12 protein-coding genes are annotated in these 9,689 nt (G+C 73.9%); 10 read left to right on the forward strand and 2 right to left on the reverse strand.

Features of this window, described 5'->3' with window-relative positions:
- Window positions 1–3 precede the first annotated feature (3 nt).
- Window positions 4–900, forward strand: coding sequence for an NAD(+) diphosphatase (gene nudC / locus ACFP6A_RS05035; protein ID WP_379602025.1), 897 nt, complete (start codon window positions 4–6; stop codon window positions 898–900).
- A gap of 18 nt (window positions 901–918) precedes the next feature.
- Here the strand turns inward: nudC and ACFP6A_RS05040 are convergent, their stop codons facing one another.
- Both ACFP6A_RS05040 and ACFP6A_RS05045 read right to left on the reverse strand, forming a co-directional pair.
- On the reverse strand, window positions 919–1,554 hold the full coding sequence (locus ACFP6A_RS05040) for a uridine kinase (RefSeq protein WP_379602027.1): 636 nt from the start codon (window positions 1,552–1,554) through the stop codon (window positions 919–921).
- A gap of 26 nt (window positions 1,555–1,580) precedes the next feature.
- Entirely contained in the window at window positions 1,581–1,805 is a 225-nt protein-coding gene (locus ACFP6A_RS05045; protein ID WP_379602174.1) for a mycoredoxin, read from the reverse strand.
- 158 nt (window positions 1,806–1,963) lie between these two features.
- On the opposite strand from ACFP6A_RS05045, the gene ACFP6A_RS05050 reads away from it, so the two are divergent.
- The 9 genes from ACFP6A_RS05050 to ACFP6A_RS05090 all read left to right on the forward strand — a co-directional run.
- Window positions 1,964–4,063 carry an ATP-dependent DNA helicase UvrD2 gene (locus ACFP6A_RS05050; protein ID WP_379602029.1) on the forward strand — a complete coding sequence of 700 codons (2,100 nt, stop codon included), beginning with the start codon at window positions 1,964–1,966 and terminating at the stop codon, window positions 4,061–4,063.
- A 114-nt stretch (window positions 4,064–4,177) separates the two neighbouring features.
- Window positions 4,178–4,375 carry a hypothetical protein gene (locus ACFP6A_RS05055; RefSeq protein WP_379602031.1) on the forward strand — a complete coding sequence of 66 codons (198 nt, stop codon included), beginning with the start codon at window positions 4,178–4,180 and terminating at the stop codon, window positions 4,373–4,375.
- Between the two features lie 106 nt (window positions 4,376–4,481).
- Window positions 4,482–4,787 (forward strand): WhiB family transcriptional regulator, encoded by a 306-nt coding sequence (locus tag ACFP6A_RS05060; protein ID WP_379602033.1) that lies wholly within the window; start codon window positions 4,482–4,484, stop codon window positions 4,785–4,787.
- Between the two features lie 32 nt (window positions 4,788–4,819).
- A complete protein-coding gene (locus ACFP6A_RS05065; protein WP_379602034.1) occupies window positions 4,820–5,002 on the forward strand; it encodes a hypothetical protein in 183 nt (60 codons plus the stop codon).
- A 51-nt stretch (window positions 5,003–5,053) separates the two neighbouring features.
- Window positions 5,054–6,565, forward strand: a complete 1,512-nt coding sequence (locus ACFP6A_RS05070) for an alkaline phosphatase family protein (RefSeq protein ID WP_379602035.1) — start codon at window positions 5,054–5,056, stop codon at window positions 6,563–6,565.
- A gap of 17 nt (window positions 6,566–6,582) precedes the next feature.
- Entirely contained in the window at window positions 6,583–6,765 is a 183-nt protein-coding gene (locus ACFP6A_RS05075; protein ID WP_379602036.1) for a hypothetical protein, read from the forward strand.
- Window positions 6,766–6,777: 12 nt separating this feature from the next.
- Entirely contained in the window at window positions 6,778–7,488 is a 711-nt protein-coding gene (locus ACFP6A_RS05080; RefSeq protein ID WP_379602038.1) for an AIM24 family protein, read from the forward strand.
- A gap of 43 nt (window positions 7,489–7,531) precedes the next feature.
- Window positions 7,532–8,647: a peptide chain release factor 2 gene (gene prfB, locus ACFP6A_RS05085; protein ID WP_379602039.1), complete on the forward strand. Its 1,116-nt coding sequence runs from the start codon at window positions 7,532–7,534 to the stop codon at window positions 8,645–8,647.
- A gap of 302 nt (window positions 8,648–8,949) precedes the next feature.
- The coding region (locus ACFP6A_RS05090) for a hypothetical protein (RefSeq protein WP_379602041.1) at window positions 8,950–9,689 on the forward strand (740 nt) is incomplete at its 3' end.

Genomic DNA, 9,689 nt, shown 5'->3' on the forward strand with positions numbered 1-9,689 from the left:
GGCATGCCGCTGGAGCACCTCGCGCTGGGCCGTGCCGCCACCGACCGGGCCGCCCTGCTGCGCAGCGACCCCGGCCTCATCGACCGGCTGCTGGCCGACCCGGCCACCCGGGTGCTGCGGGTCGGCCACGGGCGCACGCCCGTCCGCGAACGGGACGGCGGGCTGGCCCTTGACCTCGTCGGCCCGGGAGAGGTCCCGGACGACGCGCTGCGGGTGTTCCTCGGCCGCGACGCCGACGGCACCGGCTACCTGGCCGTGCGCGCCGAGCCGGGTCCGGACTGGGTCGGCCTGCGCCGCCTCGGCGCGGTCCTCGACGACGCGCAGGTCGGTCTGCTGACCGAGGCCGTCGCTCTGCTCGGCTGGCACGAGACGCACACCCACTGCCCGCGGTGCGGGGCGCCGACCGAACCCGTCGAGGGCGGCTGGTCGCGCCGCTGCCCGGACGACGGCACCGACCACTACCCGCGGACCGACCCGGCGGTGATCATGGCGGTCGTCGACGCCGACGACCGGATCCTGCTCGGGCGCAGCCCGGCCTGGCCCGAGCACCGGTACTCCACCCTCGCCGGGTTCGTCGAGCCCGGGGAGTCCCTGGAGGCCGCGGTACGCCGGGAGGTCGCCGAGGAGGTCGGGGTCGTCGTCGGGGACGTCGAGTACCTGGGCTCCCAGCCGTGGCCGTTCCCGGCGTCCCTCATGATCGGTTTCCGGGCGGTCGCGACCGACCCCACGGTGCGGGTCGACGGCGTGGAGATCGCCGACGCCCGGTGGTTCGACCGGGCCGGGCTGCGCGACGCGGTCCAGGCCGGGCAGGTGGTGCTGCCGTCGGGTATCTCGATCGCCCGTCGGCTCGTCGAGCACTGGTACGGCAGCGAGCTCGACGACGGTCCGCAGGGCTGGTGAGCGACGGGCCAGGGGCCGTCAGAGGGGCGGGTGCACCCGGGCGGGGGCGGTCGGCCGGTCGAAGCGCAGGACGACGTCCGCCCGGGACGCCGGGTCGGTCTCGGCGGTGTACCGGGCCCAGGCACCCCTGACCCGGTCCAGGTCGGCCGCGGGCACCCGCCGCGCGATCGCCGCCGGGGAGGTGAGGAGGTGGACGGCGTAGTCCACCGCGTGGGCGCTCTCCCAGCGCAGCAGGAACGGGCCGCTGACGACGGCGACCGTGCCCGGACGAGCCGGCACCCGGGCGGCCCGGGTCGCGCGGTCGGCGGCGGCGTCCCAGAGGGTCGGCAGCCAGTCGCCGCGCCCGCCGGGGCTGAGCGGCTCGAGCACCTCACGCAGCAGGGCGTGCCAGTCGTACCAGCGCTCGTAGCCGGCGTCCGGGTCGGCCGGGCCGTGCTCGAGGCGCAGCGAGCGGGGCCGCAGAAAGTCCTCGGCGTCCACGCGGGCGACCGGGCGACCGCGGGCGGTGACGGCCGCGGCGACCGCGTCGGCGACGTACCGGGTGTCGGCCGGCACCGCGCCGTCCACCGCGACCCGGGGCACGCCGGGCAGCGCAAGCGCCGCGTCGGCCACCTCGGCGGCGACCGCCGCCACGGTCACCGGCTCGACCCGCACCGCGTCGTCCGTGCCGACGGGGGCCCTCAGCGGCCCAGCCGCTCCTGGACGAGGGACAGCGGCGGGTTCGTCGCGGCTGACCCGTCGGGGAACAGCACGGTCGGCACGGTCCGGTTGCCGCCGTTGACGCTCATGACGAACTCCGCGGCGCCGGGCTCCTCCTCGATGTTCACCTCACGGTAGGCGAGGCCTTCACGGTCCATCGCCCGCTTGAGCACCCGGCAGTACCCGCACCACGTCGTGGTGAACATGGTGACCTGCCCCGGGGCGGGGGCGTGCTCGGCGGCTGGCGTGGTCACGGTGGCGTGCTCCTCGTGCTCGGGCGGTCGACTTGGTACTTGACGTCTCAACGATGCCTGGTGACCGGGGGCGGCGCGATGTCGGGGGTAGTTGCGAGGATGGGCCCACGATGACCGCTCCGCCCGACGCCGACGCCGTCCTGGCCGCACTCGACCCCGAGCAGCGGCAGGTCGCCACGACCCTCACCGGCCCGCTGTGCGTGCTGGCCGGGGCGGGCACCGGCAAGACCCGCGCGATCACCCACCGGATCGCCTACGGCGTCCACGCCGGCGTGTACGTGCCGCAGCAGGTGCTGGCCGTGACGTTCACCGCCCGGGCGGCGGGGGAGATGCGGTCGCGGCTGCGGGACCTCGGGGTCGCGGGGGTGCAGGCCCGCACCTTCCACTCCGCCGCGCTGCGCCAGCTGCAGTTCTTCTGGCCGCAGGCGGTCGGCGGCGGCGTCCCGGAGGTCCTGGCCCACAAGGCCCAGCTCGTCGCGATGGCCGCCTCGCGGCTGGGGGTGCGGGTCAACCCGGCTGCCGTGCGGGACCTGTCCGCCGAGGTGGAGTGGGCCAAGGTGTCGATGCTGACCCCGGACGCCTACGTCGACGCCGCGCAGCGGACCGGGCGCGGCACCCCGGCCGGCTTCGACCCGGTGACCGTCGCCCGCCTGCTGCAGGCGTACGAGGACATCAAGTCCGACCGCGGCGTCATCGACTTCGAGGACGTCCTGCTCCTCACCGCGGGCATCCTGCAGGAGCACCCCGACATCGCCCGCACGGTGCGCAGCCAGTACCGGCACTTCGTCGTCGACGAGTACCAGGACGTCTCGGCGCTCCAGCAGCGGCTGCTCGACCTGTGGCTTGGGGACCGGGAGGAGCTGTGCGTCGTCGGCGACGCCAGCCAGACCATCTACTCCTTCGCCGGCGCGACCCCAGAGCACCTGCTCGGGTTCCGCAGCCGCTACCCGCAGGCGGCCGTCGTCCGGCTGGTGCGGGACTACCGCTCCACCCCGCAGGTCGTCGCACTGGCCAACGGGCTGCTCGACCGGGCGCCGGCGGCGGCGACCCGGGCCCGGGTGCAGCTCGTCGCCCAGCGCGACCCCGGACCGGCGCCGGTGTTCGCCGAGTACGCGGACGACGTCGACGAGGCGACCAGCGTCGCCCGCCGGGTCCGCGAGCTCGTCGACGCCGGTACCCCGGCCTCGCAGGTGGCCGTGCTGTTCCGGACGAACGCCCAGTCCGAGCCGCTGGAGCAGGCGCTCGCCGCCGCGGGGCTCGGCTACGTCCTGCGCGGCGGGGAGCGGTTCTTCGCCCGCCGGGAGGTCCGGGACGCCGTCCTCGTGCTGCGCGGGGCGGCGCGCGCGGACGACGGTGCCGCCGGGCTCGGCGAGGCGGTCCGTGACGTCCTCGCCACCCAGGGCTGGACGCCGGAGCCGCCCAGCGGGACCGGCGCCGTCCGGGAACGGTGGGACTCCCTGCAGGCCCTCGTCGCCCTCGGTGACACCCTGGCCGCCACCCGCCCTGGTGCCCGGCTGACCGACCTCGTCGCCGAGCTCGACGAGCGGGCCGAGGCCCAGCACGCCCCGACCGTGGAGGGCGTCACCCTGGCGTCCCTGCACGCCGCCAAGGGGCTGGAGTGGGACGCGGTGTTCCTCGTCGGGCTGTCCGAGGGCCTGGTGCCGATCTCGTTCGCCGAGACGCCGGACGCCGTCGAGGAGGAGCGCCGGCTGCTGTACGTCGGGGTGACCCGGGCCCGGGAGCACCTGCACCTGTCCTGGTCTTTGGCCCGCACCCCGGGCGGGCGGTCCTCGCGGCGGCCGTCCCGGTTCCTCGACGGGCTGCGCCCGGCGTCCACCGCGGCCGGCGGCCGCGGCCCGGCCGACGGCGGCGCGGGGCGTCCCACCCGCCGCGCCCGGGCGGCCCCGGTCCGGTGCCGCACCTGCGGGGGCCCGCTGGCCACCGCGGTGGAGAAGAAGGTGGGCCGGTGTGCAACCTGCCCGGCGACCTACGACGAGGGCCTGCTCGAGGCGCTCAAGGAGTGGCGGGCACGCACCGCGGGGGAGGCGAAGGTGCCGGCGTACGTCGTGTTCACCGACGCCACTCTCGTCGCGATCGCCGAGACGCTCCCGCGGGACCTACCCGCCCTGTCGCGGATCGCAGGGGTCGGACCGGTGAAGCTCGACCGGTACGGGGCAGAGGTCCTCGGGGTCCTCGCCGAGCACGGCTGAGGCCGGTCGGTCACGGTCCAGGAAAGGTGCAGGAAAATGCGTTGTGCGCCGTCCGGCGGCGGCTCTAGGGTGACGCTCGTCCAACTCGTACCGCACCGAGAGGGGGTGGCAGTGATGGAGAAGTTCCGGAGCACGTTCCGCGGCACGCCCGCGGCGCGTCGGCGTGCGAACTGCCTGCTGCCCGCCCCCGTGACCGCCGATGGCGGCTCCGAGGGGACCGGTCTGCTCGCCGTCCGCCCGATCGCTGCCGTCGTCCGCGGCGACGTGCTCGTCCCCGCTCCGGGTTCACCCCCCGGGGGTCCTCCGGCCTAGGTCCACCCGACCAGCGCCGGCACCTCCAGGCCGCGGAACCCGACACCCGGGATCCGCGGCCTTTTCGTCGTCCCCACCCAACCCGTCCAGACCCAGGAGGTGACCGATGCAGCTCGCCGAGCTGCTCGACGCGCTGAACGTCGAGGTCGACGACCCCACCAGAGCGCTCACGCTCGAGGACATCCCCTGCCAGGCCCACGACGCCGAGCTGTGGTTCGCCGAGTCCCCAGCCGACGTCGAGTTCGCCAAGGCCCTGTGCCGGACCTGCCCGGCCCGCGAGGCGTGCCTCGCCGGCGCGCTCGAGCGCCGTGAGCCGTGGGGGGTCTGGGGAGGAGAGCTGTTCCTCGCCGGGGTCGTCGTGCCTCGTAAGCGCCCACGCGGGCGGCCCCGCAAGTGCGAGGCGGCCGCGTGACCCGCGTCCGGACCCTGCCAAGGAGCACCATGATGAACCTGCTGCACGAGGACCTGGCCCGCGCCAGGTGTTACGAGCTGCGCGAGGTCGCTCGCCAGGAGCGGGCGGCCCGCCAGCTGCTGCGCGCTCGACAGGCTGCTCGGCTGGCGCGTCGCGCCCGCCGGCTGGCCGTCACGGCGAGCGCGTGGCACGACGTGTCCGTCCGCACTCCCTGACGGCACGCCGGTACTACGGGCCACGGCCGGTGAGCCTTACGCTCACCGGCCGTGGCCACTCTGGAGCATGTGCAGGGCCTGGTCGTCGACGCCCTGACCGACCCGGCGCTGGACCGCGTGGTCGACCTCGTCGCCGTTCCCGAGGGTCCCCGCGGCGCGCCGCGCAGCGTCGTCGTCGCCAACGCGCGCGGCGCCGTCCGGCTGCACCCCGGCGGGACGCACGAGGTGCTGCGCGGGGCCGACCCGGTCGCCGATACCGACCCGATGGCTTTCCTGCCCTACGAGCGGGAGGTCGCCGACCCCTCTCCGCCGAACGAGCGGAACGCCTACCCCGAGCCGGCGCGCCGGCTGCTGTCCCTGTTCGGGGACGCCGGACGCAGCCCCGACGTCGTCGTCGTGCACACCCCGGGCCACTACTTCCCCGACGAGGGCGGCCACCGTGGCGAGCACGGGTCCCTGGACGTCATCCAGTCCCGTGCACCGCTGCTCGTCGCCGGTGCCGGGGCGGCGAACGAGGGGCTCGTCGACGGGTACGCCCGGCTCGTCGACGTCGGCCCGACGCTTGCCGCCGCCGCGGGGGTGCCGGCCGGAGCGCTCGTCGACGCCGACGGCCGGGGGCTCGACGGTCAGGTGCTGGCCAGCCTCGTCGAGCCGGGCCGCCGCCGCGTCGTCGGCATCCTGTGGGACGGCGCGCACTGCGGTGAGCTGCTCGCCCTCGCCGAGGCCGACGAGCTGCCGGGCGTGGCCCGGCTGCTCGAGCGAGGCACCGCCCTGCGCGGTGGCGCGGTCGCGGAGTTCCCCAGCGTGACGCTGACCAACCACACCTCGATCCTCACCGGCGTCGGACCGGGTCGGCACGGCGTGCTGGGCAACGTCTTCTACGACCGGCGGACGGGGCAGCGGGTGGTCCCCAACGACGCCAGCACGTGGCACCGCAGCGCCGAGTGGCTCGAGCCCGGCGTCCGGACGGTGTTCGAGCTCGTCGGCGCCCACCGCGGGGACCTGCAGGTGCCGACCGCATCAGTCAACGAGGCCATCGACCGCGGAGCCGCCTTCTCCACGATGGCGATGGTCCGGGCGTCCGGGTCCGGCAACGGCGCCGCCGGCCTCGGCTCGATGCTGCCGGACCCGGCGGCCTCGCCGTTCCTCGGTCAACGGGCGCACCTCGCCGACGGCTACTACGCGTGGGCCACCCAGGTCGACGACGTCGCCCTGCAGCTCATGCTCCAGCTGTGGGAGTCGGTCGAGGCTGCCCCGGCCCTGTCGTGGTGGGCGAACACCGTCACCGACGCCGGCCACCACGGCGGTGGCCCGCGCTCGGCGATGGCCCGCGACTCCTTCCGGGACGCCGACCGGCGGCTGCAGGCGTTCCTCGACCGGCTGGACGCGCTCGGCGTCACCGACGACGTGACATTCCTGCTCACCGCCGACCACGGGTTCGAGGGCGCCGACCCGGCGTGCACCGGGTCGTGGCGGCCGGCGCTGGAGCGGGTGCTCGCCCCGACCGGAGCGACGTGGCGGGACGAGGGACCCGGCTTCGTCTACCTCGAGCCGGCGGGCTGAGGCCTAGGCTCGGACCCGTGGCCGGGACGACGGTGTGCGCGGTGTGCGGGACGCCCGTCCCACCCGGGACGCCGCAGGGTCAGGTGCCGCTCGGCTGGGCGCTCGGCACCGAGCGCGGCCGCACCACCGCGACGTGCGAGCGGTGCACCCGGGAGAACGCCCGCAGCATCGAGGCCAAGTTGGACCCCGAGTGGTGGTGAGGCAGGAGAGCCGTGCGCAGTCACCTGTTTGACGAGGCCCACCGTGAGGTCGACTCCGACCAGACGTGGGCGCTGCAGAGCCCGTACATGCTCAAGGTGCGGCTCGGGCCGGACGTGCTGGCCGCCAAGGGCGCCATGGTCGCCTACCAGGGGCGGGTCGAGTTCCAGCACGAGGGCGCCGGGTCGTTCGGCCGGCTGTTGAAGAAGGTCGTCACCGCCGAGGACACCCCGCTCATGCGGGTCAGCGGGCAGGGCGAGGTGTTCTTCGCCCGGCAGGCCGAGCACGTGTTCCTCGTCCAGCTCGAGGGCGACGGGATCAGCGTGGACGGGGCGAACCTGCTCGCGTTCGACGCCGCCGTGGACTGGGACATCCGCCGGGCGCAGGGGGCGGGGATGATGGCCGGCGGGCTGTTCAACCTGCTGCTGCAGGGGCGGGGCGTCGTCGCCCTGACCAGTGACGGCCCGCCGATGCTGCTGGACTGCTCCCAGCAGCCCACCTCCGTCGACGTCCAGGCGGCGGTCGCGTGGTCGGCGAACCTCTCCCCGCAGCTGGTGTCGAGCGTGCGGATGCGCTCGATGGTGCGCGGAGGCAGCGGGGAGGCCTTCCAGTACCGGTTCCACGGACCCGGGTTCGTCGTCGTCCAGCCCAGCGAGGGCCGTCCGGTGGTCGGGGACGGCGGCCGCAGCGGGGGCGGGGGCGTGCTCGGGGACCTGTTCGGCTGAGCGCGGGGGAGGGCGAGCCGACCGTCGCGTAGGCTCTCAGGACGTGGCTGCCGTCGACTTCTCCGCCGAGATCCGCAACCTCCGCGCGACCTTCGGGTCGATCCGCGAGGTGACGGATCTGGACCGGCTGCGCGCGGAGATCGCCGAGCTGTCCGAGCAGGCGGCCGCCCCGGACCTGTGGGACGACCCGGACGCCGCCCAGCAGGTGACGAGTCGGCTGTCGCACCGCCAGACCGAGCTCGAGCGCGTCGAGCGGATGGGCCAGCGGATCGACGACCTCGAGGTGCTCGTCGAGATGGCCGAGGAGGCCGACGACGCCGAGACCCGCGCCGAGGCGGAGCGCGAGCTCGCCGACATCCGTAAGGCGCTGTCCGAGCTCGAGGTGCGCACGCTGCTGTCCGGGGAGTACGACCAGCGCGAGGCGCTGATCACCATCCGGGCCGAGGCGGGCGGGGTGGACGCCGCCGACTTCGCCGAGATGCTCATGCGGATGTACCTGCGGTGGGCTGAGCGCAAGGGGTACAAGGCCGAGGTGATGGACACCTCCTACGCGGAGGAGGCCGGCATCAAGTCGGCGACGATCGCCGTCCACGCGCCGTACGCCTACGGGACGCTGTCGGTGGAGCAGGGCACCCACCGGCTGGTGCGGATCTCCCCGTTCGACAACCAGGGACGGCGCCAGACGTCGTTCGCCGGCGTCGAGGTGCTGCCGGTGGTGGAGGAGACCGACCACATCGAGATCCCCGAGAACGACCTACGGGTGGACGTGTTCCGGTCCTCCGGCCCGGGCGGGCAGTCGGTGAACACGACCGACTCCGCGGTGCGGCTGACGCACCTGCCGACCGGGATCGTCGTCTCCTGCCAGAACGAGAAGTCCCAGCTGCAGAACAAGGCGGCAGCGCTGCGGGTGCTGCAGGCCAAGCTGCTCGAACGGGCACGCCAGGAGCGGCAGGCCGAGCTCGACGCCCTCAAGACGGACGCCGGCGGCAGCTGGGGCAACCAGATGCGCTCGTACGTGCTCCACCCGTACCAGATGGTCAAGGACCTGCGGACCGACTACGAGGTCGGCAACCCGATGGCCGTCTTCGACGGGGACATCGACGGCTTCCTCGAGAGCGGCATCCGCTGGCGTCGGCAGCAGGAGAGGCCGGCGGCCTGAGGTCGGTGGTCGGGCCGCCGACCGGCGTCCGGGACGCCGGCCGAGGTCATCCGTTCGGGTGAATCTCGGCCTGAAATCGGACAAACAGGGTGTAAACGGCCCGCTTGGTGTGGACGGAGGTTGTGTGCTCGGCTTGGGCAGTCCATGCTGACCCTGCGTAGTCGCGCTTGACGACGCACCGGGGAACTGTGATCCGCGGCGACTGACGGTCACCGTGGCTCTGGTCTGGCCAGAGCCGCCGTCGCGGGGAGTGAGTGGTGAGACCGGCCCCATCTCGTGCACGTCCGAGAGGGAGCAGGTCAATGACCCGGACCAACCGAGCACGTCACCGTCGTGAGACCGGCGGTCGAGCCCTAGCCAGCGTCCTGACGGCCCTGAGCCTCGTGCTTGCCGGCCTCGTCGGCCTGGCTGGGCCCGCCGCCGCGACTGACACGAATCAGGCTTCCTATTGGGCGAACCAAGGCTACGGGACGTGCGAGAAACTGGAAGGGGAGGACCTAAAGAAGGGCCAATCGGAGGACCAGTTCAATGACGAGGGTGAGTTAGTCCAGTACAGGCTACCGGACGACGGCAGAGATTGGACCCTTCTGGTCATCAAGGCGACTAGTGCCGACCCCATCGAAATCCGCAATCCTGAGGCTGGCACCGCTTATGACTCGGTGTTGAACGACAGTAGTGGGAAGCTCGCTGGGATTTCTCACATCATCCGCTGCTATGTGCCAGTTCTGGGTGCGGTGGACGCGCCGTGTGTGCCTGCTGGCGCTGCGGGTACGACGGTGACGGTTCCGGTGATTCCCGCTGGTGCGACCGGTCTGTCGGTGAAGCTGGCCGGCGGTGAGGGCTTCACCCCGGTGGAGAAGACCGTCGCGGGTGGCTCGGTGGTGTTCGAGGGTGTCCCGGTGGGGTCCTACACGGTCACGTTGCTCAAGGACGGGCAGCCTGTGGCGGATCAGTCCGTACAGGTCACGGTGACGGCGTGCCCGACGCCGCCTCCTGCTCCGGAGCCGGAGTTGGGTGTGGTCGCTGCGCCGGACTGTGTGCC

It is taken from the genome of Quadrisphaera sp. GCM10027208 (genome assembly GCF_042658805.1).
Taxonomy (GTDB): domain Bacteria; phylum Actinomycetota; class Actinomycetes; order Actinomycetales; family SCSIO-59966; genus SCSIO-59966.

Excerpts from the sequence above, each read along its gene's own strand:
- nudC (WP_379602025.1), top strand. The coding sequence starts at position 4 with ATGCCGCTGGAGCACCTCGCGCTGGGCCGTGCCGCCACCGACCGGGCC.
- ACFP6A_RS05045 (WP_379602174.1), bottom strand. The coding sequence starts at position 1,805 with ATGTTCACCACGACGTGGTGCGGGTACTGCCGGGTGCTCAAGCGGGCG.
- ACFP6A_RS05050 (WP_379602029.1), top strand. The coding sequence starts at position 1,964 with ATGACCGCTCCGCCCGACGCCGACGCCGTCCTGGCCGCACTCGACCCC.
- ACFP6A_RS05055 (WP_379602031.1), top strand. The coding sequence starts at position 4,178 with ATGGAGAAGTTCCGGAGCACGTTCCGCGGCACGCCCGCGGCGCGTCGG.
- ACFP6A_RS05060 (WP_379602033.1), top strand. The coding sequence starts at position 4,482 with ATGCAGCTCGCCGAGCTGCTCGACGCGCTGAACGTCGAGGTCGACGAC.
- ACFP6A_RS05065 (WP_379602034.1), top strand. The coding sequence starts at position 4,820 with ATGAACCTGCTGCACGAGGACCTGGCCCGCGCCAGGTGTTACGAGCTG.